Below are 24,307 nucleotides of genomic sequence, written 5' to 3'. Positions count from 1 at the left end.
GTGGATGCGTATGGGCATCGACGAGTACGGCGGCGGCCAGACGGCCCAGTCGGATGTGCTGGTGGTCACGACCAACGACGTACCCGGGTACGAGGTGAAGCAGGTGGTCGGCGAGGTCTTCGGGCTGACCGTCCGCTCGCGGCACGTCGGCAGCCAGATCGGCGCGGGCCTGAAGTCGCTGGTCGGCGGGGAGCTGAAGGGTCTGACGAAGACCCTGGTGGAGACCCGTAACCAGGCGATGGAGCGGTTGGTGGAGCAGGCGCGGGCGCGCGGCGCGAACGCGGTCCTGATGTTCCGCTTCGACGTCACGGCGGCCGCCGACGTGGGCACCGAGGTGTGCGCCTACGGGACCGCCGTGGTCATCGCGCCGCGCGCCTGATCGGCAGGACCGGCCGGATCGCGCCGCGCGGCCGCCGCCGCCTGATCCGCGGGACCGGCCGGATCGCGCCGCGCGGCCTTCGCCGCCTGATCCGCGGAACCGGCCGGATCGCGCCGCGCGGCCGCCGTCGCCGGATCCGCCGGACCGCCGGGTCCTCAGGCCGCCAGGCGGCGCGCGTTCGCGTGGATCGCGGCGCGCAGGTGCTCGGCCAGGCCCTCGTGGATCGAGTCGTAGAAGGCGCGGAAGTTCTCGTCGGAGACGTACATCTCGGCGAGGCCCTGGTGGATCTTCGGGTGGCAGTCGAAGAGCCAGGTGGTGATGTGGGCGCGGTGGGCCTCGGCGAGGTCCATGGCGGCCGGGGAGCCGGGGGCCTCGCCGGCGTCCATGAGGGCGCTGTACGCGGCGCCCCAGGCGTCGATCTCTCCCTTCATGCGCTGCCAGTCGTCCTTGGTGTACGTGGCGACGCGGGCCTGCGCCTGCTCGTGGGTGTGGGTGCCGCCCCAGCGGCGGGCGGACTCCTCCGCGTACACCTCCGGGTCCTTGTGGCCGAAGACCTCGAACTTCTCCTCGGGCGTGAGGTTGATGCCCATCCTTTTCGCCTCCATGGCGCGTTCCACGGCCGCCGCCATCCGCCGGAGCTCCCCGATGCGCGTGGTCAGCAGCGCGTGCTGCCGCCGCAGGTGCTCCCGCGGGTCGGCGTGGGGGTCGTCGAGCAGGACGGCGACCTCGTCGAGGGGGAAGCCGAGCTCCCGGTAGAACAGGATCTGCTGCAGCCGGTCGAGGTCCGCGTCGTCGTAGCGGCGGTGGCCCGCCGCGCTGCGGGCGCTCGGCGAGAGCAGCCCGATCGCGTCGTAGTGGTGCAGGGTGCGCACCGTGACCCCGGCGAAGCCCGCGACCTGTCCCACGGAGTGGCTCATCGGCTCCCCCTTCCTCCTGTGTCGGTTCGCGCTCCAGCCTGGTTCCTGACGCGACGTGAGGTGCAAGTCCGAAGTTCGGCGCGATTTGGGCGATTTGCTCGCTTATGGTGAGTCGGTGGCCACCGAGACACACGCACCCGAGGCGCCCGCGAGGCTGCTGCTGCCCCAGATCCTGCCCGCTCTCGTGGTCGGCGTGGGCTCCGGCCTGCTGTTCCTGGGGATCAGCGAGCTCGCCGACCAGCTCCAGCACGTGCTGTGGAACGACCTCCCGGACGCGCTCGGCGTCGGCAACTACTCCGCGCTCTGGATGATCGTCATGCTCACCGCGACCGGCGTCGCGGTCGGCCTGATCGTCTGGAAGGTGCCCGGACACGCCGGCCACGACCCGGCCACCGAAGGGCTCGGCGGGCCACCGCTGCCGCTCGTCGTGGTGCCCGGTCTGCTGCTCGCCAGCACCCTCGGCCTCGCCGGTGGCGTCAGCCTCGGACCGGAGAGCCCCACGATCGGCGCCGCCATCGCCCTCACGTACTGGGCGGGCCACCGGTTCCGGCCGGACGTGCCGGGCGCCTTCTGGGTCTCCCTGGGCATCGCCGGCACCCTCGGCGCCCTGTTCGGCACCCCCGTCGCCGCGGCCCTCGTCATCTCCGAGGCCCTGGCCTCCCGACCGAGCCGCGGATCCCTGTGGGACCAGCTCTTCGCCCCGCTGCTGGCCGCCGGCGCCGGCGCCATGACCACCCAGCTGGGCTCCAACCCCAGCTTCGACATGGGGCTGCCGCCACTGGAGCACCCCGGCTACGAGGACCTCCTCGCGGCCCTCGTCCTCGCCACCCTGGCCGCCGTCTTCGGCCTCCTCGCCTGCTACCTCTTCCCCCACCTCCACCGGGCCTTCACCCGGCTGGGCCATCCGATGCTGGTTCTTCCGCTCGGCGGCCTCCTCCTCGGCCTCCTCGGCGCCCTCGGCGGACATCTCACGCTGTTCAAGGGCCTCACCGAGACCAAGGAGATCGTCCAGTCCATCGGCAGCCTCGGCTCCGGAGAGCTGGCCAAACTCGCCGTGGTGAAGTTCGTCGCCCTCCTCGTCGCCTCGGCCTGCGGCTTCCGCGGCGGCCGGGTCTTCCCCGCCGTCTTCGTCGGCGCCGCGTTCGGGCTCTGTGCCCAGGCGCTCGTACCGGAGATCGACCCGACCGTCGCCGTCTCCGCCGGCGTCCTCGGTGTCCTGCTCGCCACCACCCGGCAGGGGTGGGTGAGCCTCTTCGTCGCCGCCGTGGTCGCCGCCTCGCCGGCGATGCTCTCCCTGCTCTGCCTCGCCTCCCTGCCCGCCTGGCTGGTCGTCACCGGCCGCCCCTTCCTGCAACTCGACGAGCACGGCAAGGCCCTGCGCTGAGCCGACACCCCTAGAAGAAGGAGCCCCCGTGGCACTGCACAAGGGTCCGGACGAGCAGGAGACCTCGCACTTCCGCCGGCTCGCCTTCAACCCCTTCTACGGCGACGCCAACCCGGTCGGCGGCATGACCGAGGCGCCCCCGCGCCACCGCCTGCCGAACGGCCCGCTGCCGCCGATGAGCGCCTATCAGCTCGTCCACGACGAACTGATGCTCGACGGCAACTCCCGCCTCAACCTCGCCACCTTCGTCACCACCTGGATGGAACCGCAGGCCGGGGTGCTCATGGGCGAGTGCCGCGACAAGAACATGATCGACAAGGACGAGTACCCGCGCACCGCGGAACTCGAGCGCCGCTGCGTCGCCATGCTGGCCGACCTCTGGCACGCCCCCGCCCCCTCGGCCGCCGTCGGCTGCTCCACCACCGGCTCCAGCGAGGCCTGCATGCTCGCCGGCATGGCCCTCAAGCGCCGCTGGACGAAGCGCAACGCCGACCGCTACCCCGCAGACCGGCCCAACCTGGTGATGGGCGTCAACGTGCAGGTCTGCTGGGAGAAGTTCTGCAACTTCTGGGAGGTCGAAGCCCGGCTGGTGCCCATGGACGGCGACCGCTTCCACATGGACGCGGCCTCCGCCGCCGCACTCTGCGACGAGAACACCATCGGCGTCGTCGCCGTCCTCGGCTCCACCTTCGACGGCTCCTACGAACCCGTCGCCGACATCTGCGCCGCCCTCGACGAACTCCAGGAACGCACCGGCCTCGACATCCCCGTCCACGTCGACGGTGCCTCCGGCGCCATGGTCGCCCCCTTCCTGGACGAGCAGGTGGTGTGGGACTTCCGGCTCCCCCGCGTCTCCTCGATCAACACCTCCGGTCACAAGTACGGACTGGTCTACCCGGGCGTCGGCTGGGCGCTGTGGCGCTCGCCCGCCGAACTCCCCGAGGAGCTGGTCTTCCGGGTCAACTACCTCGGCGGCGACATGCCGACCTTCGCCCTCAACTTCTCCCGCCCCGGCGCGCAGGTGGTCGCGCAGTACTACACGTTCCTGCGGCTGGGCCGGGAGGGCTACCGGACCGTCCAGCAGACCAGCCGGGACGTCGCCCGAGGACTCGCCGAACGGATCGAGGCACTCGGCGACTTCCGCCTGCTCACCCGCGGCGACGAGCTCCCGGTCTTCGCCTTCACCACCTCCCCCGAGGTCACCCGCTACGACGTCTTCGACGTCTCCCGCCGGCTGCGCGAACACGGCTGGCTCGTCCCGGCCTACACCTTCCCCGCCAACCGGGAGGACCTGTCGGTCCTCCGCATCGTCTGCCGCAACGGCTTCTCCGCCGACCTGGCCGGCCTCCTCGTCGAGGACCTGAAGCGCCTGCTGCCCGAACTACGGCGCCAGCCGCACCCGCTCACCCACGACAAGGACGCGGCGACCTCCTTCCACCACTGAGCGCGCCGCTACCCGCCCACCGGAAGGGAGTCCTCGCAGGCGAGGCCGAACTCCGACCAGCGCACCCCGTCCCGGGTCGTCGCGTACCGGCACCGGTCCCCCTCCTTCAGCAGACCGATGCCGGTGCGGCGTATCCAGGAGGTGCCCCCCGCGGCCGGAAAGAAGCTGCGACCGCCGTCCACGCTCTCGTACGGCGCCCGCTCCCCGTGGACCGTCACCCGGCCGGCCGGACCGGGCACCGGCAGGCCGGTGATCGTGCGCGGCTCGCCCACCGGGCCCGTGGTCCACACCCGGGTCCAGGTGCGACCGCCGTCGAGCGAGCGGTGCAGGGCCCGCATCGGGTTCTTCCCCGGCTCGCCGCCCCTCAGCTCGCCCACCTCCGCCGCGTACACCGCGTCCGGACCGACCGCCACCCGCACGGCCCACAGCGGCGGCAGGCTCCCGACCGCGGGCGAGCTCGGCAGCACGCTCGACGTCCAACTGCGGCCCCCGTCCCGGGAGAAGGCCACCGCGTCCCGCCCGGACACCGGATCGCGGCCCGAGACCCACCAGGAGCCGTCCGGCTCGGCCACGGCGGCCGGCCGCGGCCGGTCCCCGAGCCGCGGCGGCCGGGCCAGGGCCCGCCGCCGCCCGTCCTCGGGCGAGATGACGACGATCCGCTCCCGCGCGCACTCCTGCACCGGCTCGGGAGCGGGCGGGACGCAGTCGGTGCCGAGGACCGCGCCCGCCGGTATCACCGGTGTGATCCCGACCGTGCGCCGGCCGACCGTGCGCCAGCTCCGCCCGCCGTCCGCGGTGAACCAGCTCCGCTCCGGCTCCTCCCCGCCGCCGTCCTCGATCAGCGCCCGCCCCGGCCCGAGCACGGTCAGCCCCGCCGTGACACCCCTCGACGGCGGTATCTCGGGCAACGGACTGCTCCGCGGCACCCAGGACCGCGCACCCCGGTCGAGAGCGGCGACCCGCTGCCGGCAGAAGCCGTTCTCCGGCCGGTCCCGGTCGGTCACGCACTGAACGAGCAGCACCATTCCGCTCCCGTCGGCCGCGAAGCCCACGCTGTGCGCGGCCCCCGGGAGCCCCGGCGCGGAAGGAATCCGCGCCGGGGCCCCGAACGCGTCACGGACACCCGAAGCCGCCGGCTTTCCGGGACCGCCCGACGCCCCCGGCGCCCCGGGGCCTCCGGACGGCGAGGGCTTCGCGGGCGTCCCCGTACAGGCCGTCGCGAGTGTCATCAGCAGCACGGCGGCACAGGCCGCCCTCCAGGAACCGCGCATCGAACTCCCCCTGTTCTCCTCCACGTTCCACGTCTGCTTCTGTTACACCGCTCACCGCCTCGGGGTTCCCACTTCCGGCCCACCACTTTTCCGGGCCCCCACCCCTGCCCTCGCACCCGCACGACCGCTCCCCCGCTTCCCGGTCCGCGCTCCCCCCTTCCCCCCTCTCCCGCACTGCCCGGCTACGTCCCGAGCCGCCCGAACCTCCGTACCGCCAGCGGGAAGAAGACCGCGAGCAGCGCCAGCGGCCACACCACCGCCGCACCCACCCAGCCCGGTTCCCCGCCGGGACCGCCGAACAGCTCGCGCACGGCGGTCGCGGTCGCCGACATCGGGTTCCACTCCACGACCGCGCCCAGCCAGCCCGGCATCGCCTCGGGCGACGCGAAGGCGTTGGAGAGGAAGCCGACCGGCCAGACGAGGATCTGCACGGCCTGCACGAGCTCCGCGCGCCCCGCGACGAGGGCCAGGAAGATCCCGATCCAGAGCATCGCGAAGCGCAGCAGGAGCAGCAGTCCCACCGCGGCCGCGAAGGAGCCGAGGCCGCCGTGCGTCCGCCAGCCCATCGCGTGGCCGACGCCGATCATCAGGAGCAGCCCCACCGCCGACTGCAGCATGTCGGCCGCCGCCCGCCCCACGAGCACCGCGCCGTCCGTCATCGGCATGGCGCGGAAGCGGTCGATCACGCCCTTGTTCAGGTCCTGGGTGACCGCGGTCATCGTCCCTTCGAGGCCGAAGACCATGGTCAGGGTGAGCATTCCGGGCACGAGGAAGTCGACGTAGTCGCCCTCGATCGCCCGACCGCCGCCGACCAGGTAGCCGAACATCAGCAGCATCATGACCGGGAAGACCAGCCCCACCACCACCCGCACCGGCTGCCGCGCCCAGTGGGCCAGCTCGCGCCGGGTCATGGTCCAGCAGTCGCTCACCGCGTACGCCGCGCTCACGCGGCCACCTCCTCGGCCCGCGCGCCCGTCAGACGCAGGAAGACCTCGTCGAGCGTGGGCCGCCGCAAGGCGATGTCCTCGGCCTCGATCCCGGCCGCTTCCAGGGCCCGTACGGTCTCCGCCAGCGAGGCCATCCGGTCGCGCACGGGCGCGCTGATCCGCCGCCGGTCCCGGTCGACGTCCGCCTCGGCCGCCCCGGACGGCAGCAGCCGCACCGCCTCGTCGAGCCGTGCCCCGTCCCGTACGACCACGTCGATCCGGTCCAGGCCGACCCGGGTCTTCAGTTCGTCGGGGGTGCCGTCGGCGACCACCCGGCCCCGGTCGACGACCGAGATCCGGTCGGCCAGCCGGTCGGCCTCCTCCAGGTACTGGGTGGTGAGCAGCACCGTCGTGCCCCCGCCGACCAGGGAGCGCACGGACTCCCACACTTCGCCGCGCCCGCGCGGGTCGAGGCCGGTGGTCGGCTCGTCGAGGAAGAGCACCTCCGGGTCGGTGAGCAGCGAGGCGGCCAGGTCGAGCCGCCGGCGCATTCCGCCGCTGTACTGCCGTACGGGCCTGCGGCCGGTGTCCGCCAGCCCGAAGCGCTCCAGGAGCTCGTCCGCGCGCCGGCCCGCGCCCCGTGCGCCCAGGTGGTACAGCCGCCCGAACATCTCCAGGTTCTGCCGGCCGGACAGCTCCTCGTCGAGCGCCGCGTGCTGGCCGAGCAGCCCGATCCGCCGCCGCACCGCGGCCGCCTCCCGCCGTACGTCGTGCCCGGCCACCCGCACCTCGCCCCCGTCGTGCCGGAGCAGGGTGGCCAGGACCCGGACGGTGGTGGTCTTCCCGGCGCCGTTCGGGCCGAGCAGCCCGTGCACGGTGCCGCGCGGGACGGCCAGGTCGAGTCCGTCGAGTGCCTGTTTCGGTCCGTACCGCTTCCGTGCGCCTTTCACGAGGATCGCGTCGTCCACTGACATCCCTTTCCTCCAGATAACGGCGTAGTCAATTTTGACTACTGCCACGGCCGGGGAGGTTATGCCCGCACAGGGACACTAGTCAAACTTGATTAACGCCGGATCGGCGCTCAGCTCATCTTCGCGTCGTCCGGGTGAGGGCCCGTCGCGTACGGGTTCTCCTCGCCTTCCGCGAGGACCCCCACGAAGGGCTCACCCTCCCCCGCGAACACGTACGCCCCGCCCTCGATCCGGTCGATCAGGCCGAGGGTCCACTCCCGGCTCGTGTCGGCCGAGTGCACCCAGAGGTGCATGATCTCCCCGATGTGGCCCAGCTGCCCGGGGCCGCCCGCGGGGGTGTAGTACTCGGTGACCGACGCCCGCCACTCGTCCAGGCCCCGCACCCGGGCCCGCAGCAGCTCCACGGCCTCCGCGCGCGGCAGGTCCACGACGAAGCCGAGCGCCGCCGACAGGACGTCCATGGCCTGGTCGTACGTGGACAGGGCCTCGCGCAGCAGCCGGAGGTACTCCTCCCGGCCCGCGTCCGTGATCTCGTACTCGATCCGCGGCGGCCCGCCCGCCGTACTGGGCGCGATCTCGTCGGCGGCCAGCAGTCCCTGCTTCGCCATCTGCTTCAGCGCGTGGTAGATCGAGCCGGGCTTGGCGTTGGACCACTCGTGCGCGCCCCAGTACTCCAGGTCGTTGCGCACCTGGTAGCCGTGGGCGCGGCCGTGCATCTTGACCGCGCCCAGGACGAGAAGGCGGATCGCCGACATTCCACGGACCTCCCTGGTCAATTTCGACCAGGGTAGGCCAGGGACGAGGGCGGGCAGGGACCCGTTCGGAGCCGCTGCCTCTCCGGCTCGACCGGACCCGCTGCCTCTCCGGCTCGACCAGACCCGCTGCCTCTCCAGCTCGATCAGGCCTGCTGCTTCTCCAGCTCGATCAGCTCGAAGGACCCCTTGCCGTCGAGCGACTCCCGGATGATGTCCGCGTGCCCGGCATGCCGGCCCATCTCCTGGACCAGGTGCAGCAGCATCCAGCGGACCGACACCCGGCCGTCCTTGGGGAACCAGGGCGCCGGGGGCAGCGGGAAGGTGTCGTCCAGGCTCTGCACGCTCCGGACGAACTCCTCCGTCTCCTTCGCCACTCCCTGCCAGAAGGCCACGATCTGCGGCACGGTCTCGCCGTCGACCAGCCGGAAGGCCTCGCCCCAGGTCTCCTGGGTCCGCTGCCGCTCGTTCGGCCGCTGCTGCGCGAGCCGCAGCCAGTTGAGCTCGACCTCCGCGACGTGCTTGACCAGACCGGACAGGCTGAGCTCGCTGGCGCTGGGGCGGCTCGCCGCCTGCTCCTCGGAGAGGCCGAGGGTCGCCCGTACGATCGCGGCGCGCTGGGCCTCGACGAAGTTGAGGAACGCGCCCCGCTCGTCGCCGGGGGCCTCCGCGGGAACAAGAGCCACCATGATGTCCGCCTTCCGTAGCCGTAGTCGTCCGCCGGCGGGCCGCAGCCCCACCGACACCGACCACGCTACGGGCCTTCTAGGACAGTTGATGTCCTAGAAGGGGAAACGGCTGCGCCCGTACTGGATCGAGATCCACTTCTGCGTCGTGAAGGCCTCGATCATCGCCTCGCCGTTGAGCCGGCCGATGCCCGACCGCTTCTCGCCGCCGAACGGCACGATCGGCTCGTCGTGCACGGTGCCGTCGTTGATGTGGATCATGCCGGTGTGGATGCGCTTGGCGATCCGCACGCCCCGCTCGACGTCGCCGGTGTGGACGGCTCCGCTGAGCCCGTACGGGGTGTCGTTGGCGATCCGTACGGCCTCGTCCTCGCCGTCGAAGGGCACGATCAGGGCCACCGGGCCGAAGATCTCCTGGCTCAGGACGGGCGCGTCGGCGGCGATGCCGGTGAGGACGGTCGGGGAGACCAGGCTGCCCTCGACCGAGCCGCGCAGCAGGGCGGTCGCGCCGCCCGCGACGGTCTGCTCGACGAGCGCGGAGACCGCCTCCGCCTGCTGGGAGTTGATGAGCGGGCCGATGTGGGTGGCGGGATCGGCCGGGTCGCCGACCCGCAGGGTCTTGACCTTGGCGACGAACTTCTCGGTGAACTCCGCCTCCAGGGTGCGGTCCACCAGGATGCGGTTGGCCGCCATGCAGACCTGCCCCTGGTGCACGAATCGGCTGAAGACCGCAGCGTCCACCGCGTAGTCGACGTCGGCGTCGTCGAGGACGATCAGGGCGCTGTTGCCGCCGAGTTCGAGCACGGCGTGCTTGAAGTGCTGGGCGCAGACCGTGGCGACGTGGCGGCCGGTGCGGTCGGAGCCGGTGAAGGAGATGACCTTCGGGACCGGGTGGGTGAGGAGGGCGTCGCCGATCTCGGCGATGTCGGTGACGACGACGTTGAGCAGTCCGGCCGGCAGGCCGGCGTCCTCCAGGACCTTGGCGACCAGGGTGCCGCCGCAGATCGGGGTGTTCTGGTGGGGCTTGAGCACGACCGCGTTGCCGAGGGCGAGCGCCGGGGCCACCGACTTGATCGACAGGAGGAAGGGGAAGTTGAACGGGGAGATGACGCCGACGACGCCGACCGGGAGGCGGTAGACGCGGTTCTCCTTGCCGTCCACGGGCGAGGGCAGGATGCTCCCCTCGGGCCGCAGTGCGAGCTGGATCGCCTCGCGCAGGAACTCCTTGGCCAGGTGCAGCTCGAACGCGGCCTTCAGACGCGTGCCGCCGAGCTCGGCGACGATCGCGGCCGCGAGCTCCTCCTCGCGCTCCTCGACGATCCGCAGCGCGCGCTCGAACACGAGCCGGCGGGTGTACGGGTTGGTCTCGGCCCACTCCGCCTGGGCGCGCTCGGCGGCCCCGTAGGCGCGGTCCACCTCGGCGACGGTGGCGATGGTGATGGCGGCGAGCTTCTCCCCGGTGTACGGGTTGAAGTCGATGATGTCCCACGACCCGCTGCCGGGCTTCCACTCGCCGTCGATGTACTGGTGAGCCAGTTCGGTGAAGCAGGCCGAGGACGAAGCAGACGCCATGGAACGAGACCCCTTACCCGCGGTGGCGGATTCCGGCACGGGCAGCCGCCGCGTCACGACTGCCCCACTGATGTCTCGTCATCGTACTGACGTATCAGGAGAGTTGGAGGAGTCCTCGGAGAAGATCACGGCTTTCCGCGGGATCGGGGCTGTCCGCCTGCAGCCGCTCCAGCACCCGTCCGTACTGGGCGACCTCCTCGCGCTTGTCGAGATAGAGGGCGCTGGTCAGCTGTTCCAGATAGACCACGTCCGAGAGGTCCGACTCGGGGAAGCTCAGCATGGTGAAGGCGCCGCTCTCGCCCGCGTGCCCGCCGAAGCTGAAGGGCATGACCTGCAGCGTGACGTGGGGGTGCTCGGAGATCTCGATCAGATGCCGCAACTGGCCCCGCATGACCGCGCGATCCCCGTACGGGCGACGCAGGGCGGCCTCGTCGAGGACGGCGTGGAGGTGCGGGGCGTTCTCCGACACCAGGACCTTCTGGCGCTCCAGACGCAGCGCGACCCGGCGCTCGATCTCGGCCCGCGGGGCGCCGGGCATGCCCCGGGTCACGACGGCGTGGGCGTAGGCCTCGGTCTGCAACAGGCCGTGGACGAACTGCACTTCGTAGAAGCGGATGAGGGAGGCGGCGCCCTCCAGACCGATGTAGGTCTGGAACCACCCCGGGAGCACGTCGCCGAAGCTGTGCCACCAGCCGGCCACGTTGGCCTCGCGGACGAGGCTGAGGAGCGCGCCGCGCTCGCTCTCGTCGCTGACGCCGTAGAGAGTGAGCAGATCCTCGACGTCCCTGGCCTTGAAGCTCACCCTTCCCAACTCCATACGGCTGATCTTGGATTCGGACGCTCGGATCGAATAGCCGGCTGCTTCCCGGGTGATGCCACGCGATTCGCGCAGTCGCCTCAACTGGGAGCCCAGCAGGATGCGGCGCACCACGCTCCCGCTCGCCCCGCTCGATTCGCCTGCCGTCACGGCTCCAGCCTCCCCTTCACGGTGCTGCTCTCGCTGTCGAGCCCCCGTCGAGCCCCGGATTCTGCCACTAAACGCTTCAGCGCGTACACATTCGATTACGGATAGACGGCGGGTTCCGGGCACCGGCGGGCCGCGGGGTGGACGACTTATGCACAGATTCGGCACGGGGCCGGACAGGTCCGGCGCGTGCACGTGCATCTGCCCTTGCATCCCTTGGGCGCATTCGGAACCATGGTGCTCGCGCAGCGCGTACTCGCGCGTGCTGCCGCACCGTTGTCGCACCGCCTTTGTCGCACCACCGCCGCGATTCCCGGGAGTGCCTCGCATGGGACCGAATGGATCGACCATGCTCGAGCCGTTACGGCAGGGGCTTCCGCCGATCGATCCCGCGACCGTCTCCAACTCCGCCTCCTGTGCCCTCCCGCCCCGCTACGAAGCGGTCCGCGGCGCGCGGAAGTTCACAAGTCAGACGCTCCACAACTGGGATCTGTCCGAGCGGTTCGACGACGTCGCCCTCGTCGTGTCCGAGCTGGTCACGAACGCGCTGCGGCACGCGGTGCCGGGCGAGGCGGCCCCGGAGCACGAGGAAGGCCTGAATCCACCGGTCCGGCTGCACCTCATGCGCTGGGCCTCGCGCCTGGTGTGCGCCGTGCGCGACCCCAGCCGGGAGAGCCCGGAGGCACGGAGGAGCGAGGAGGACTTCGCCGCCGAGTCGGGCCGCGGGCTGCTCCTGGTGGAGTCGTTCAGCGACAGCTGGGGCTGGCACCCGCTCGCGGGCACGCTCCAGGGCAAGGTGGTGTGGGCGCTGTTCCGGCTGGGGCCGGAGTAGCCCCCGACGACGTACGGAAAGGGCCCCGGTGGCATCAGCCGCCGGGGCCCTTCTCGTTCCGCGGTTCACACCAGGTGGTCGAACTCCCCGTCCTTGACCCCCAGGAGGAGGGCCTCTATCTCGGCGGGCGTGTAGACGAGCGCGGGGCCGTCGGGGTGGCGCGAGTTGCGCACGGCGACGTTCCCTCCCGGCAGCTTGGCGAACTCCACGCAGGAACCCTGGGAGTTGCTGTGCCGGCTCTTCTGCCACACGACACCACGAAGCTCCGTGGCCGCCATGCCGTTGTACGCGTGGTCCGCGTGATGCACTGGTAGCTCCCCGAGATCATTGGTGCAGGTGTCAACTTCCTCGGATCATAGCTGTGTTCATATGCCGATGCATGAGCAGATGCACGTGCACGCGGGGTGGCGTAGTGACTACACGACTCAGCGTGCTACTCCCCGGTACGGGGGGGAACGGACAGCTCCGACCGGCATGTTGACCCACACGAGCTGGGACGTCGTGACGGCCCCTCCGGTTCACGAGCCGGGCAGACCGTCGAGACCGGCCAGCCGCCGGCCCGTACGGTCGTAGAGGGCGACGTCCGGCGTGCTGCCGGGATCGCGCCGCGAGGCCGGGGTGTACGCGTACCAGACGCCCCAGCCCGGCCGGCCCGGCAGCTCCAGCAGGGTCGCGAGCGCGGTGCGGCCGTCCGCGTCCCGCAGCTCGACCCGCCCCACCGCGCGCGTGCCGTAGTAGAGCCCCGACTGGAAGATCCCGGACGTGTCCCCCTCGGACTGGTACGAGATGCCGGGCGCGGAGGTCTCCACGTTGCCGTCCGTCACGCTGCGGAAGTTCTCGTAGCCGTCCGGCCCCGCCCAGTGCTTCCCCTCACTCGTCAGCCACACCTTCCAGCCCCGGCCCGCGTCCACCCGCTGCCCCGCCCGCACCAGGCGCACCTCCGTCACCTTCGGCACCTCCGGTGTGGTCACCTGGCCCGGCCCGGCCGCGACCGTCGGCAGCGGCGGGACCGGCGGCACCAGCGGGGCGACCCGGACCGGCCGGCCGGGCTCGCCGGGCAGGGACAGCGCCGCCACCGTGGCCGCGCCGGACACCGACAGCACCGCCAGGGCCGCCAGCGTCACCGCCCGCCGCCGCCGGCGGGCCCGTCCCCTGCGCCGGACGTCCGCCAGCGGCACCGGACCCGGCGTGATCTCGTGCGCGGCCCGCGCGAACACGGCCCGGAGCTCCCCGTCCGCGTCGGAACCGGGCTCGGCGTCGGAACCGGCGGGGGAGGTCATCGTCGCGCTCCGGTGGGGGTGTCGGGCATCAGCGGGCTCCGGTGGAGGTGGCGGGAAGGGTGAGGCCCGGATGGCTCCGCAGCGCCGCGAGGCCGCGCCGGGCATGCGTCTTGACGGTACCGATCGAGCAGCCGAGCACCGTCGCGATCTCCTGCTCGCCCAGGTCCTCCCAGTAGCGCAGCACCATCACGGCCCGCTGCCGCGCCGGCAGGTCGGCCAGCGCGGCGAGCAGTGCCGTGCGCTGCTCCACCGCCTCCGCGTGCCCCGCGGACGCGTGCCGCAGCGACTCCGGCAGCACCGGCGTCAGCAGGTGCACCACCCGCTTGCGACGCAGCCGGCTGAGGTTGTTGTTGATCAGCGCCCGCCGCACGTACAGGTCGATCTCCTCGCGCGGCACCCGCCGCCACCGCCCGTACACCTTGGCCAGGGTCGTCTGCACCAGGTCCTCGGCCTCGTGGAAGTCGCCCGTCAGGAGCTGCGCCGTACGCACCAGCCGGGGCCAGGCGGCGACGGCGAACGCGGCGAAGCCGTCGTCCGCGTCGGTGGACTCCTGGAACTCCTGCGATGCGGGCTCGTACGACACGGTGACGGACCTCGTGCTCGCTGCGGGTGAGGGGCAGGGCCCGCCCCGTGCCGGGCCCTGCCATGAGACACGCATGACGAGGGGTCAGACGTTCCAGCCCGGCAGCTCGGCGAGCAGCCGCCCGTTGCGGTCGTAGAGCGCGACCGAGGCGCCGCCCTCGTTCTCCGGCCCGGTGTGCGCGTACCAGACGCCCCAGCCGGGCCGGCCGGGCAGTTCGAGCAGCGTGGCGGGCGTCTTCGTGCCGTCCGTCCCCGTCAGCACGACCTTCCCGGCCTTCTTGGTGCCGTAGTAGAGACCGGAGTGGAAGACGCCGGCCGCGTCGCCCTCCGACTGGTGGCTGACGCCCGGACGGGACAGGTCCACGTTGCCGTCGACGACGCTGCGGAAGTTCTCGTAGCCGTCGGGCCCCGACCAGTACTTGCCCTCCTCGGTCAGCCACACCGTCCAGCCGCGGCCGGCGTCGACGCGCTCACCGGAGCCGACGACCTGCACGGGGGAGGGCGCCTGGGCGGCCACGGACGAGGCGGGCACGGCCGCGGTCCGGACGGACGCGTCGCCGACGACCGTGGCGCGAAGGGTCTGGCCGGGGGCCGCGACGGCGGGCGCGGCGGCGGTCGCGCACGCGGCCACGACCACGGCCGCCGCCAGCAGGTAGTTCTTCATTCGGTTGCTCCTGGTGTCCGATGAGCGGTCCTCACCCCTTCCAACCCGGTAGCGGCGTCCGCCGGATGACATGCCGTAGGAAAAAATCTCAACGACCGTCGCGGAGAGCCGCCGCCAGCTCGTCCAGGGCCTCCAGGAGCAGCACGGCCCCCTTGCGCAGCAGGAAATGGTCCGGGCCGTCCGCCTCCCAGGCGGCGACCGTCTCCCGCAGCTCGTCCCACCGGGGCGTCTTGCGCTCCCGCAGCTCCTTGGCGCCCCGCTCGGTCGTCCGTCGCAGCGCCTCCGCCAGGACCGCGGCCTCCGGCACCGCCGGGGCGCCGCGCTCCGGCAGATGCGCCTCCAGAAGCATCGCGACCCGCCCGAACTGGGCCAGGGCGTGCTCCGCGTCGTCCGCCGCCGCGGGCGACAGGCCGCGGTGCCGCACCGGCTCGTGCGTGGCCCGGGCCACGCCCTCCTGCCAGGCGACGCGCGCCGCGCGGGTCTCGAGCAGCGCCTCTCGCACGTCCGGGCCGGCGGGCCCGGCGGGGTCCGCGTAGTGGCCGGCGACCGAGGCCGCGTACCGCCCGCCCGCCTTCAGCCAGTCGGCGAGGCGACCGCGCAGGCGGGGCGTCTCCCAGGCGGGGTAGACGGCGTACGACAGCATCGCGAGCACGCCGCCGAGGAGCGTGAGGAGGACCCGGTCGCGGACGGTCTGGGCGGCGCCCTCGCCGGCCATGCCGAGCAGGAAGACCACGTACGCGCCGACGAAGGCCTGCGTCACCGCGTACCCGGTCCGCATCAGCAGGTACATCCCGAAGGCGCAGAGGACGGCGAGGGCCGCCAGCGCGTAGGTGCCCGGGTCGCCGGCCTGCACGATCCCCGTCGCGAGGGCCACCCCGACGAGGGTGCCGCCGAAGCGCGCGACGGAACGCCCGTACGTCTGCGAGAAGTCCGGGCGCATCACCATCACCGAGGCCAGCGGCGCCCAGTAACCGTGCCCGAGCGGCAGCGCGGTGCCGAGGAGGTAACCGGCGGTCGCCACGGCCGTGACGCGGATCGCGTGCCGCAGGACCGGCGACTCGTGCCGCAGCTCCGCCCGCATCCGCGCCAGCGCGACCGGCAGCAGCCGCACCAGGGTGGGCCGGCTGCGGGCCCCGGCCGCCGTCTCCGTACGCGGCTCCACCGTCTCCACGACGTCCCCGAGCAGCGCCGCCAGGCGGGCCGCGGCCCGCCTGGGCGCGCCGGACAGGATCGCGCCCGTGTCCGGCGTACGGAGCGCGGCGAGCGCGGCCGGCGGCAGTTCGACCGGCTCGCCGTGCCGGACCGCGTGCGCGCACGCGTCCAGGACCTCGCCCGCCGCGCCGAGCAGCTCCCGCACCCGGTCCCGCTCCGGGCCCTCGTCCGCCGCACCCACCGCCGGGTCCGCGAGCGAGGCCAGCACCGGCCGGATCCGCTCGGCCAGCCCGCGTGCGCCGTGCAGTTCGGCGGGGCGGCGGCGGGCCTGGCGCGGGGTGACGGCGGCCGCGCTGCGGGCCGTCATCAGCGGGACGGGGTCGAAGGCGGCGGTCGGATCGTGCCGCAGCCGCCGCGCGTAGTCCGCCTCCGCCGCGAGCGCGTCGGCGAGCGCGTCGCGCTGCGCGCCCCAACGGCGCACCGGCAGCAGCACGATCAGCCCGGCCTGCACCAGGCCGCCGACGGCGATCATCGCTGCGTGGCCGGCGGCGGTCGCGACGGAGGTGGGGAGGGTGACGGTGACGAGCATCATCGCCACGTTGGAGGAGGCGATGATCCCGACGGTCGGACCGACCGCCCACGCGAGCCCGGACAGGAAGGTCCACAGCCCGAGGAGCAGGAGGAACAGCCCGAGGTGGGCCCCGGTCAGATAGCCGAGGAACGTCGACACGGCGAGACTCGCCCCGGAGGCGAGCGCCAGCGTGGGACGCGGCCGGTACGAACGCTGGAAGGTCGCGATGGCCGCCTGGAACGCACCGAACGCCGACGACGTCGCCACCGCCGGCCCGAACAGCGCGAGCGAAACCCCCACGACCGACGCCAGCCCGAGCGCGCCCCGCGCGGCCACGGCCGGCTCCAGCCGCCGCCGCTCGACCCTGAGCCCCGAGCGCGCGGTCTCCTTCAGCGCGCGGAGCCAGCTCATGGGGCGAGCCTAGTCGCGACGGCGGGCGAATCGGGCATTCGGGGCGGGGGAGTGGGGGTCGGGGTGGGAATGGGGGTGGGGGCCGGGCGCCAGGGTGAGGCTGGGGGGCGGGCGCCTTCCGTGCGGGGCGTGCCTAGCGGATCTCGCCGCGGGGTGGCGCACCCAGGCCCGCCCGGTCCGCCGCCGACGTGCCGTGGTCCCAGCCCGCCTCGTCCCAGGCGGCGCGGACCCGGGTCGTCCGGGTCTCCGGGAAGAGCTCGTCCGTGCGGGCGCCGACCGCCACCTCGCGGGAGGCCAGGGCCGGGAGCAGCGTCGGTGTCTCGGCGGCGACCCGGCGGGTCGTCGCCGAGAGGCGGGCGCCGAGCCGGTTCGCGTAGGCGAGCAGGAAGGACTGGCGGAAGGACTTGGTGCGCTTGCGGCCGCCCTTCCGCTGCTCGGCCTCGGCCCGGGTCATCGCCGCCGTGCCCTGCACGAGGAGGGAGGTGTAGAGCAGCTCGACCGGGTCCAGGTCGGCCTCGAAGCCGACCACCGTCGAGAAGCCGTAGGCCTCGTTCCACACGGCCCGGCAGTGGTTCGCCGTGGCGACCGCGTCGAGCAGGATCGCCTTGGCCTGCTCGTACGGCGGGTCCACCCCGATCCGGATCGCCCCGGGCGTCTCCGGCGAGGGCGCGCCGGCGGCCAGGGACGCCTCGTCGAGGCTGTGCCGGGCCATCAGCTCCTGCGCCTTGGCGGTCAGGGCCTCGGCCTCCTCGGCGTACGTGGTCGCCTCGGCCTTCGCGAGCAGCGCGCGGATCCTGGTCAGCATCTTCGGCTCGCCCTCGGCCGCGGGCGGCAGCGCCTCGCCGGGCACGGGCCCCACGGCGTCGAGGCGGGGCAGCCGGACGAGCAGCCGGTAGAGCTCCAGGACGGTGGTGGCGTACGAGAAGCGGTCGGTGGGGGCCGCCTCCTCGGCGTCGAGCGCGTCGAGCTGCGCCTGCCAGCGGTGCGGCAGCCGCTCGTAGCCGGCGGTCTCCGACCGGACGAGCGCGACGAGCGCCCGCACGTGCTCGTCGGCGAGTTCACGGCGGGCCATCCGGACCAGGTCGGCGGGCTGCCAGCCCCGGGTCCAGAGGGTGCGGACGAACTCGCGCCCGCGCCGAGCGAGTTCGGCGTCGGCCGAGCGGTCGGCGGCGAGGAGGGAGGCGGCGGTGTCGAGGGCGTGGTCGTCGCGCCGGTCCCCGTAGAGCGCCTTGAGGGCCTCGTCGACGGTGCTCCTGCCGTCGTTCCTGCTCCCGGTGCCGCTCATGCCGGGTTCCTCGCGGCGCCGGCATCCCGTACGCCGCACTCGCCGGCGCCGCTGACGACGGGGGTGGGTACGCCGGTGGTCCCCTCCGACATCAATGTGCCTCCTTCCAGGATCGCCCCCGCCTCGGCACGACGGCCGGGCGCTCACTTCACCGCCATCATCCATGGTCAGGGGGAGTCCATGCTGCTCGTCCCCGGCGGCCCCGGCGGCCCTGGCATCCCCGGCATCCCCGGCATCCCCGGCGTCCCCGGCGTCCCCCGGCGTCTCCCGGCGCTCTCGGCTCGCTCGTCGCCGAGCGGGTCGCCGAGCGGGTCGCCGGTCGCGACGGTGTCACCCTCGGCACGAGGGGTAGGCCTGGCACTACCTTCGGGACGCCCGCTGGTGGTCGTGATCGGGCGGGGCGGAAACGGTTCGCTGAGGACATGACACCGAACCGCTCGGCACTCCCCTCTGCGACCCCTTCCCCGTCGGCGCCTTCGCCTTCGGCCCCCTCCGCTTCGGCACCCTCGGCTTCGACCCCTCGGCCTTCGGCACCCTCGGCTTCGACCCCTCGGCCTTCGGCCCCCTCGCCCTCGCCCCCGCCCCCGCCCGCCGTTGCGGTGCCGGCGGTACGGCTGCGCGGACTGCGCCGGCACCACCGGGACGTCCGCGCCCTCGACGGCGTCGACCTCGACTTTCCCGCGGGGACGTTCACCGCCGTGATGGGGCCGTCCGGTTCGGGGAAGTCGACGCTGCTGCGCTGCGCGGCGGGTCTGGACCGGCCGACGGCGGGCCGCGTGGAGGTCGACGGCGTCCCGCTCGCGGGACTGAGCGAGCGCCGCCTCACACTGCTGCGGCGGGACCGGATCGGCTTCGTCTTCCAGTCCTTCAACCTGCTGCCCTCGCTCACGGCCGCCCAGAACGTGGGCCTGCCGCTCCGGCTGGCCGGCCGCCGCCCGTCCCGTGCGCAGGTACGGGAAGCCCTCGCCCGCGTCGGCCTCGCGGGCCGCGAACGCCACCGCCCCGGAGAACTCTCCGGCGGCCAGCAGCAACGCGTCGCCCTCGCCCGCGCCCTCATCAGCCGCCCGGCGGTCCTGTTCGCCGACGAGCCGACCGGCGCCCTGGACTCGACGACGGGCCGCGAGGTCCTGGCCATGCTGCGCGAGCTGGTCGACGGGCACGGCCAGACGATCGTCATGGTGACCCACGACCCGGTGGCGGCGGCGTGCGCCGACCGGGTGGTGTTCCTGGTGGACGGACGGGTCCAGGGGGAACTGACCGGGCCGACGGCGGAGGCCGTGGCGGCACGGATGGCGGGGCTGGAGACGGTCACGTGGGCCGCCCCCTCCCCCTCCTCCTCCCCCGACACGCGAAAGGCAGGTACGGCGTGCTGACCGTCGTGCTCGCCGGGCTGCGGGCCCGCTGGGCCTCCTTCCTCGGCGGATTCACCGCGCTGGCACTCGGGGTCGGGCTCGTCGCCGTCATGGGGCTCGGGTTGTCCGCCACCGTTCGTGCGCCCGAGCGCGCGCCGGAGCGATTCGCGTCGTCGCCCGTGGTCGTGCAGGGTCAGGACCGCATCGCCCTGGTGGTGCGGCGCGGACCGGAAACGCGTGTCGTCACCGCACCGCTGGACCGTCCACAGCCTGTGGACGACGAACTCCTGCGCGACCTGCGGGCCCGATGGACGGTCACGACCTCCGGCCCCGTCCCCTCCGCCGGCCCCGACGCCGTCGGGGTCGACGCCCCGGCGGCCGAGGTCCGGGCCCTCGTCGGCGACCGGGCGCGCGTCCTCACCGGCGCGGAGCGGCGGGCGGTCGACCCCGAGGCGGCGCGGGACGCCCGGGCGCTCGTCACCCTCAACGCCCTGCTCGGCACCGCCGGCGGCGTGACGGCCTTCGTCTCCGTCTTCGTCGTCGCCTCCACCTTCGCCTTCGCCGTGGCGCTGCGACGCCGCGAGTACGGCCTGCTGCGCATGGCCGGCGCGACCCCCGGGCAGGTGCGGCGGATGCTGCTCGCCGAGGCGACGGGCGTCGGGCTCGCGGCCTCCGCCACGGGCTGCCTGCTCGGCTCCTGGGGCGCGCCGCGGCTCGCCCGGGCGCTGGTGGACGGCGGAGTGGCGCCGTCCTGGTTCACGATCGACCCGGGCGCGGCCGCCTGGCCGTACCACGTGGCCTTCTGGACCGGTGTGACGGTCGCCCTGGCGGGCGCGCTGGCCGCGTCCCGGCGGGCCGGGCGGGTCGGACCGACGGCCGCCCTGCGCGAGGCGGACGTCGACACCGACGTCCTGCCGCGCGGCCGGGCGCTGCTCGGCGCGGGGCTGCTGCTCGCGGGCGTCGGCCTGACGGTGTGGACGGGCGTGACGGAGCCGGCCGAGCTCCTGAAGCGCAAGACGTACACGACCCAGCCGATGCTGCTGATCAGCGGCGTCGCCCTGCTCTCCCCGCTCCTCGTGCGGCCCGTCGCGCGGGCGGTGCGGCTGCGGGGGGCGACGGGGATGCTCGTACGGGAGAACAGCGCGGCCGCCGTACGCCGTACCGCCGCCGTCGCCGCCCCGGTCCTGGTGACGGTCGCCCTCGCGGGCACCCTCCTCGGCTCGGCGGCGACCGTGACGGCCGCCAAGGCGGCGGAGGCACGGCAGCAGACGACGGCGGCGTACGTGACCACACCGGGCCAGGAGGTCCCGCGCTCCGCGCCCTCGCCCTCGCCCTCCCCTTCGCCCTCGCCGTCGCACCCGTCCTCGCCCTCGCCCTCGCACCCGTCCCCGCCGTCGCACTCGTCCCCGCCCTCGCCCTCGCACCCGTCCCCGCCCTCGGCCCGGCCGTCGGGCGCCGCCACCGGAGCGACCTCGGTGTTCGTACGGGAGGGGGCCGAGGCCCTGGTCAAGTACGGGGCGCGGGCCGTGGCCGACCCGGCCGCGTGGGCCTCGTACGCCCGGCTGCCGGTGGTCGCGGGCGACCCGCGGAAGCTGGACGACGGGTCGATCGTCGTGAACGAGGAGTTCGAGCGGCGGACCGTCGGCGAGACCGTCGAGGTATGGCGGGCGGACGGCCGGGGGCCCGTGCGGCTGCGTGTCGTGGCGGTGCTCGCGAAGGGGACGGGTGACAACGGCCCGTACGTGACCTGGGCGAACGCGCCGGGCGCGAGGGTGGACCGGATCGACTCGGACCGCCCGGTGCCGCTGCCCGGCGGGACCGTCCGCACGGCCGACGCCTGGGCGGCCGCCACCCACCCGTCGACGACCCCGCAGACCCGGCTCGGCCTGCTGCTGGTCCTCGGCATCGCGCTCCTCTACACGGTGATCGCCCTCGCCAACACCCTGCTCATGGCCACGTCGGTCCGCGGTCCCGAGCTGACCGCGCTCCGCCTGGCCGGCGCCACCAGGGCGCAGGTGCTGCGGGTGGTCGCGGGCGAGTCGGTGCTGGCCACGGCGATCGGTACGGTTCTGGGTCTGGCCGTCACCGCCCTCTTCCTCGGCGCCCTCGGCGCGGGCCTCGCGGCCCTGTCCGCCCCGGCGGCCCTGACCGTCCCCTGGGGCCCGCTCGCCGCGGCGGCGGGCCTCTGCGCGGCCGTCGCGACGACGGCGACGGTCCTCCCCGCGTGGCGGCTGACGCGCTGAGGGGCGAGGCTGGTGAATCGGGACGGGACAGGGACTGGGGTCGGAGCCGGGTCACTGTCCCGTCCCGCCTGTCTCACGCCCTCGGCCCAGGGCTCACGGCCCGCGCGGCCGGCGGCCCGCCGCTCACGCCCCGCGGCCCACAGCGCCCCGATCACGGCTCACAGCCCGCAGCCCACGGCTCGCCGGACCGAGGCGGCTGTCAGTGGCGGCCGATAACTTGCGCTTAGGAGATGACCGAATCGGTGGCAAAGGGGGGTCGCTGTGCATCTGCACCTGCGTGCCGCGGCGGAGACGGACCTAAGGGACGACCACGCGTGGCTGACCGATTTCATGGGCACGGCCTGGGAGAACCACGAGGTCGAGTACGCGGCCGGGGTGTCCGACTCCGTGGAGAAGGACTTCCGGACGCTCCACGAGCTGTACGCGGCAAGCGCCGAGGAGGACGCCGTGCTCCCGGTCTTCGGCGGCCGTCAGCCCGCCGGCGCCCCCACCGACCGGCTCCCCCACCCGCCCCTGATGCTGCTCGCACCTGACGAGACGGTCCGGGCTGCGGCCTTCCTCACGGCGGTGTCCTTCGACGACCTGTGGTCCCGTGCGGGGGCCGGGATACGCGACTCCTTCGGCCCCGGCTGGTCCGAGTCCACGCTCCGCGACATCTTCCGGTCCCACCACCGGGGCCTGCGCGCCTTCTACGAACGGGCGGCGGCCTCGGGCCACGCGGTCGTCAAAGCAGGCTGGTTCTAGGGAGCCCGATCCAGGGGGCTCGTCCCGGGGGCCGTCCACGGGGCTCGTTCAGGGGCTCGTTCGGGGGCGGGGGCAGAGGGGGTCAGGCCGCGTTCCAGGCCTCCGTCGTGCACCCCGTCTCCCAGTGCCACCAACCGTCCTCCGTGCCCCGCTCCAGCAGCGCCTTGATCTCCGTCATCGGCGCATCGGCCGGAACGGTGAGGGCCACGAGCGGGAACTCCTTGCTGAAGGACTCGCCGCCGAGGCCGAAGGGGGCGAACCGTTCGTGGACGGCGCGGGCGCTCGGACCGAGGGGCCCGGAGCGTTCGGGCAGGACCCGGACCGTGACGTTGCCGGACGCGGCCGCCCGGCCCGTGGCCCAGTGCATGCCCTCGGCGTCGGTCGAGTACCGCACGACGTCCCCCTCGGCCACCCCGTCCTGCAGGAACGGAACATTGGCCACCCGAGCGGTGTCGTCGCCCACCCGCACGGCCCACAACCCCTCGGTGTCCTGCGGCAGCCAGCCCTCTCGGGGGACGAAACGGAACCAGATCTTGATGCGGTCGGTGGGTGTCTCAGTCACCCGGCGAGGTTAGCCCCGCCAACCGCGCCCCGCCCCCGGAGGGCGGGACCGTGGTCCGAACGCGAAGTCCGTGGCCGAAGCCGGCGCGAGGGGGCCGGGCGCGAAGTCCGTGGCCGAACCGGCGCGGGGGCCGGGCGGCGCCGGGGCGTGGCCAGGGCCAAGGCCGGGGCCGGGGCAAAGCCGGAGCCAGAGCCGGGGCGTGGCCGGAGGCAGGGCCAGGGCCGGGGCCAGGGCCGGAACACCCCCGTGGTCCCGGAATCCCCGCCCTCCCCCTCCCCCCTCCCCCGCTTCCTACGGCAGCAGGACCAGCTTCCCCCGCACGTGCCCCGCCTCGCTCAGCTCCTGCGCCCTCGCCGCCTCCTTCAGAGGGAGGGTCTCGGCGATGTCCAGGCGCAGCCGGCCCTCCACGGCCTCGGCCGCCAGCCCGGTCAGCCACTCGCGGGCGGTCGCCGCCTCGACGGTGACACCGGAGAAGACGATGCCGTGCTCGGCGGCGTCCGTGGCCGCGATGGTCACGATCCGCGAGGTCTCGCCGCCGAGCAGCTCGATCGACACGGGCAGCGTGTCGCGACCGGCCGCGTCGAAGACCGCGTCCACGCCCTGCGGCGCCGCCGCGCGGACCCGGTCGCCCAGGCCCTCCCCGTACGTCACCGGGGTCACGCCCAGCTCGCGCAGGAAGGCGTGGTTGCGCTCGGAGGCCGTACCGATCACCGTCACACCGGCCGCCACGGCCAGCTGGGCGGCGACCGCGCCGACCGCGCCCGCCGCGCCGTGCAGGAGCAGGGTCTCGCCGCGCTCCACGCCGAGCAGTTCGAGCACTCGCCGGGCGGTCTCGCCGGCTACCGGGATGCTCGCGGCCGTCTCCCACGCCAAAGCCTCGGGCTTGCGGGCGACGACACCGGCGATGGCGTACTCGGCGTACGAGCCGGTCTTGGTCCAGCCGAACACCTCGTCGCCGACGCGCAGTTCGGTGACGCCCTCGCCGAGTGCGTCGACCGTTCCGGCGAACTCCAGGCCGGGCACCGCCGGGAAGGTCGTCGGGTAGAACTCCTCCACCCAGCCGTAACGGCGCTTCCAGTCCACCGGGTTGACGCCGACGGCCGCCACCTTCACCCGTACCTCGCCGGGCCCGGGCTGGGGCACGTCCACGCCCGCCTCGTGGCGCAGCACCTCGGGACCGCCGAACTCCTCGTACACGATCGCTTCCATGGTTCCCCCATGTCCTGAACTCGGTTTCGATGGGACAAGCCTCCGCCACGCACCACCCCGACCCCGCCATCCGAACGGACAGGCCCACCTGTCCGAAAGGACGGCCGTACGCTGACCGCATGGAACTCACGGCGGACCTCCCGACGCGTCTCCC

General features: G+C 73.8%; 23 protein-coding genes. 7 read left to right on the top strand and 16 right to left on the bottom strand.

What is annotated here, in order from left to right:
- Nucleotides 1-10: 10 nt before the first annotated feature.
- On the top strand, nt 11-379 hold the full coding sequence (locus ACIGXE_RS12345; RefSeq protein ID WP_399746202.1) for a YbjQ family protein: 369 nt from the start codon (nt 11-13) through the stop codon (nt 377-379).
- A 155-nt stretch (nt 380-534) separates the two neighbouring features.
- Here ACIGXE_RS12345 and ACIGXE_RS12340 read toward each other — a convergent pair whose 3' ends face one another.
- The gene (locus tag ACIGXE_RS12340) at nt 535-1,296 is read right to left on the bottom strand and encodes a MerR family transcriptional regulator (protein WP_399746200.1); all 762 of its coding nucleotides are present in this window, start codon (nt 1,294-1,296) and stop codon (nt 535-537) included.
- A gap of 115 nt (nt 1,297-1,411) precedes the next feature.
- On the opposite strand from ACIGXE_RS12340, the gene ACIGXE_RS12335 reads away from it, so the two are divergent.
- Nucleotides 1,412-2,680, top strand: a complete 1,269-nt coding sequence (locus ACIGXE_RS12335; protein WP_399746198.1) for an ion channel protein — start codon at nt 1,412-1,414, stop codon at nt 2,678-2,680.
- Between the two features lie 28 nt (nt 2,681-2,708).
- On the top strand, nt 2,709-4,124 hold the full coding sequence (locus ACIGXE_RS12330; RefSeq protein ID WP_399746196.1) for a glutamate decarboxylase: 1,416 nt from the start codon (nt 2,709-2,711) through the stop codon (nt 4,122-4,124).
- 8 nt (nt 4,125-4,132) lie between these two features.
- On the opposite strand, the gene ACIGXE_RS12325 is transcribed toward ACIGXE_RS12330, so the two are convergent.
- The 7 genes from ACIGXE_RS12325 to ACIGXE_RS12295 form a co-directional block, all read right to left on the bottom strand.
- A complete protein-coding gene (locus ACIGXE_RS12325) occupies nt 4,133-5,149 on the bottom strand; it encodes a WD40/YVTN/BNR-like repeat-containing protein (protein WP_399746194.1) in 1,017 nt (338 codons plus the stop codon).
- A gap of 428 nt (nt 5,150-5,577) precedes the next feature.
- The gene (locus ACIGXE_RS12320; RefSeq protein ID WP_399746366.1) at nt 5,578-6,306 is read right to left on the bottom strand and encodes an ABC transporter permease; all 729 of its coding nucleotides are present in this window, start codon (nt 6,304-6,306) and stop codon (nt 5,578-5,580) included.
- Between the two features lie 32 nt (nt 6,307-6,338).
- A complete protein-coding gene (locus ACIGXE_RS12315) occupies nt 6,339-7,295 on the bottom strand; it encodes an ATP-binding cassette domain-containing protein (protein WP_399746193.1) in 957 nt (318 codons plus the stop codon).
- Between the two features lie 107 nt (nt 7,296-7,402).
- A complete protein-coding gene (locus ACIGXE_RS12310) occupies nt 7,403-8,047 on the bottom strand; it encodes a PadR family transcriptional regulator (protein ID WP_399746191.1) in 645 nt (214 codons plus the stop codon).
- Between the two features lie 143 nt (nt 8,048-8,190).
- Entirely contained in the window at nt 8,191-8,733 is a 543-nt protein-coding gene (locus ACIGXE_RS12305) for a DinB family protein (RefSeq protein ID WP_399746189.1), read from the bottom strand.
- 93 nt (nt 8,734-8,826) lie between these two features.
- A complete protein-coding gene (locus ACIGXE_RS12300) occupies nt 8,827-10,302 on the bottom strand; it encodes an aldehyde dehydrogenase family protein (RefSeq protein WP_399746187.1) in 1,476 nt (491 codons plus the stop codon).
- Between the two features lie 94 nt (nt 10,303-10,396).
- Nucleotides 10,397-11,269, bottom strand: coding sequence for a helix-turn-helix domain-containing protein (locus ACIGXE_RS12295; protein WP_399746185.1), 873 nt, complete (start codon nt 11,267-11,269; stop codon nt 10,397-10,399).
- 325 nt (nt 11,270-11,594) lie between these two features.
- Here ACIGXE_RS12295 and ACIGXE_RS12290 point away from each other — a divergent pair, with 325 nt between their 5' ends.
- Nucleotides 11,595-12,098 (top strand): ATP-binding protein, encoded by a 504-nt coding sequence (locus ACIGXE_RS12290; RefSeq protein ID WP_399746183.1) that lies wholly within the window; start codon nt 11,595-11,597, stop codon nt 12,096-12,098.
- Nucleotides 12,099-12,163: 65 nt separating this feature from the next.
- Here ACIGXE_RS12290 and ACIGXE_RS12285 read toward each other — a convergent pair whose 3' ends face one another.
- From ACIGXE_RS12285 to ACIGXE_RS12260, 6 genes are all read right to left on the bottom strand, one after another.
- Nucleotides 12,164-12,376, bottom strand: a complete 213-nt coding sequence (locus tag ACIGXE_RS12285) for a DUF397 domain-containing protein (protein WP_030219358.1) — start codon at nt 12,374-12,376, stop codon at nt 12,164-12,166.
- A gap of 240 nt (nt 12,377-12,616) precedes the next feature.
- On the bottom strand, nt 12,617-13,378 hold the full coding sequence (locus tag ACIGXE_RS12280; RefSeq protein WP_399746181.1) for a hypothetical protein: 762 nt from the start codon (nt 13,376-13,378) through the stop codon (nt 12,617-12,619).
- Between the two features lie 28 nt (nt 13,379-13,406).
- Nucleotides 13,407-13,961 carry a SigE family RNA polymerase sigma factor gene (locus tag ACIGXE_RS12275; RefSeq protein WP_399746179.1) on the bottom strand — a complete coding sequence of 185 codons (555 nt, stop codon included), beginning with the start codon at nt 13,959-13,961 and terminating at the stop codon, nt 13,407-13,409.
- Nucleotides 13,962-14,045: 84 nt separating this feature from the next.
- Nucleotides 14,046-14,624, bottom strand: coding sequence for a hypothetical protein (locus ACIGXE_RS12270; protein WP_399746177.1), 579 nt, complete (start codon nt 14,622-14,624; stop codon nt 14,046-14,048).
- Nucleotides 14,625-14,712: 88 nt separating this feature from the next.
- Nucleotides 14,713-16,758, bottom strand: coding sequence for an FUSC family protein (locus ACIGXE_RS12265; protein WP_399746175.1), 2,046 nt, complete (start codon nt 16,756-16,758; stop codon nt 14,713-14,715).
- A gap of 133 nt (nt 16,759-16,891) precedes the next feature.
- A complete protein-coding gene (locus ACIGXE_RS12260) occupies nt 16,892-18,043 on the bottom strand; it encodes a DUF2786 domain-containing protein (protein ID WP_399746173.1) in 1,152 nt (383 codons plus the stop codon).
- A gap of 599 nt (nt 18,044-18,642) precedes the next feature.
- Here ACIGXE_RS12260 and ACIGXE_RS12255 point away from each other — a divergent pair.
- The 3 genes from ACIGXE_RS12255 (at nt 18,643) to ACIGXE_RS12245 (ending at nt 22,382) form a co-directional block, all read left to right on the top strand.
- Nucleotides 18,643-19,416 carry an ABC transporter ATP-binding protein gene (locus tag ACIGXE_RS12255; RefSeq protein WP_399746171.1) on the top strand — a complete coding sequence of 258 codons (774 nt, stop codon included), beginning with the start codon at nt 18,643-18,645 and terminating at the stop codon, nt 19,414-19,416.
- Complete coding sequence (locus ACIGXE_RS12250) at nt 19,410-21,638, top strand: FtsX-like permease family protein (protein ID WP_399746169.1); 2,229 nt, start codon at nt 19,410-19,412, stop codon at nt 21,636-21,638. Before ACIGXE_RS12255 ends, ACIGXE_RS12250 begins: the two co-directional genes overlap by 7 nt.
- Before the next feature lie 261 nt (nt 21,639-21,899).
- Nucleotides 21,900-22,382: a DUF1877 family protein gene (locus tag ACIGXE_RS12245; protein WP_399746168.1), complete on the top strand. Its 483-nt coding sequence runs from the start codon at nt 21,900-21,902 to the stop codon at nt 22,380-22,382.
- A gap of 82 nt (nt 22,383-22,464) precedes the next feature.
- On the opposite strand, the gene ACIGXE_RS12240 is transcribed toward ACIGXE_RS12245, so the two are convergent.
- Nucleotides 22,465-22,944 (bottom strand): DUF4265 domain-containing protein, encoded by a 480-nt coding sequence (locus tag ACIGXE_RS12240; protein ID WP_399746166.1) that lies wholly within the window; start codon nt 22,942-22,944, stop codon nt 22,465-22,467.
- A gap of 291 nt (nt 22,945-23,235) precedes the next feature.
- Nucleotides 23,236-24,153, bottom strand: coding sequence for an NADP-dependent oxidoreductase (locus ACIGXE_RS12235; RefSeq protein WP_399746164.1), 918 nt, complete (start codon nt 24,151-24,153; stop codon nt 23,236-23,238).
- Nucleotides 24,154-24,307 lie beyond the last annotated feature (154 nt).

This window comes from Streptomyces sp. NPDC053431 (assembly GCF_044544925.1).
Classification (GTDB): Bacteria; Actinomycetota; Actinomycetes; order Streptomycetales; family Streptomycetaceae; genus Streptomyces.
The sequence above is the reverse complement of the archived record's forward strand: the minus strand, read 5'-3'. Positions and strand labels throughout refer to the sequence as shown.

Coding starts and splice junctions, on each gene's coding strand:
- ACIGXE_RS12345 (WP_399746202.1), top strand. CDS start 11: ATGGGCATCGACGAGTACGGCGGCGGCCAGACGGCCCAGTCGGATGTG.
- ACIGXE_RS12340 (WP_399746200.1), bottom strand. CDS start 1,296: ATGAGCCACTCCGTGGGACAGGTCGCGGGCTTCGCCGGGGTCACGGTG.
- ACIGXE_RS12325 (WP_399746194.1), bottom strand. CDS start 5,149: ATGGTGCTGCTCGTTCAGTGCGTGACCGACCGGGACCGGCCGGAGAAC.
- ACIGXE_RS12320 (WP_399746366.1), bottom strand. CDS start 6,306: ATGACCCGGCGCGAGCTGGCCCACTGGGCGCGGCAGCCGGTGCGGGTG.
- ACIGXE_RS12315 (WP_399746193.1), bottom strand. CDS start 7,295: ATGTCAGTGGACGACGCGATCCTCGTGAAAGGCGCACGGAAGCGGTAC.
- ACIGXE_RS12310 (WP_399746191.1), bottom strand. CDS start 8,047: ATGTCGGCGATCCGCCTTCTCGTCCTGGGCGCGGTCAAGATGCACGGC.
- ACIGXE_RS12305 (WP_399746189.1), bottom strand. CDS start 8,733: ATGGTGGCTCTTGTTCCCGCGGAGGCCCCCGGCGACGAGCGGGGCGCG.
- ACIGXE_RS12300 (WP_399746187.1), bottom strand. CDS start 10,302: ATGGCGTCTGCTTCGTCCTCGGCCTGCTTCACCGAACTGGCTCACCAG.
- ACIGXE_RS12290 (WP_399746183.1), top strand. CDS start 11,595: ATGGGACCGAATGGATCGACCATGCTCGAGCCGTTACGGCAGGGGCTT.
- ACIGXE_RS12285 (WP_030219358.1), bottom strand. CDS start 12,376: ATGGCGGCCACGGAGCTTCGTGGTGTCGTGTGGCAGAAGAGCCGGCAC.
- ACIGXE_RS12280 (WP_399746181.1), bottom strand. CDS start 13,378: ATGACCTCCCCCGCCGGTTCCGACGCCGAGCCCGGTTCCGACGCGGAC.
- ACIGXE_RS12270 (WP_399746177.1), bottom strand. CDS start 14,624: ATGAAGAACTACCTGCTGGCGGCGGCCGTGGTCGTGGCCGCGTGCGCG.
- ACIGXE_RS12265 (WP_399746175.1), bottom strand. CDS start 16,758: ATGAGCTGGCTCCGCGCGCTGAAGGAGACCGCGCGCTCGGGGCTCAGG.
- ACIGXE_RS12260 (WP_399746173.1), bottom strand. CDS start 18,043: ATGAGCGGCACCGGGAGCAGGAACGACGGCAGGAGCACCGTCGACGAG.
- ACIGXE_RS12235 (WP_399746164.1), bottom strand. CDS start 24,153: ATGGAAGCGATCGTGTACGAGGAGTTCGGCGGTCCCGAGGTGCTGCGC.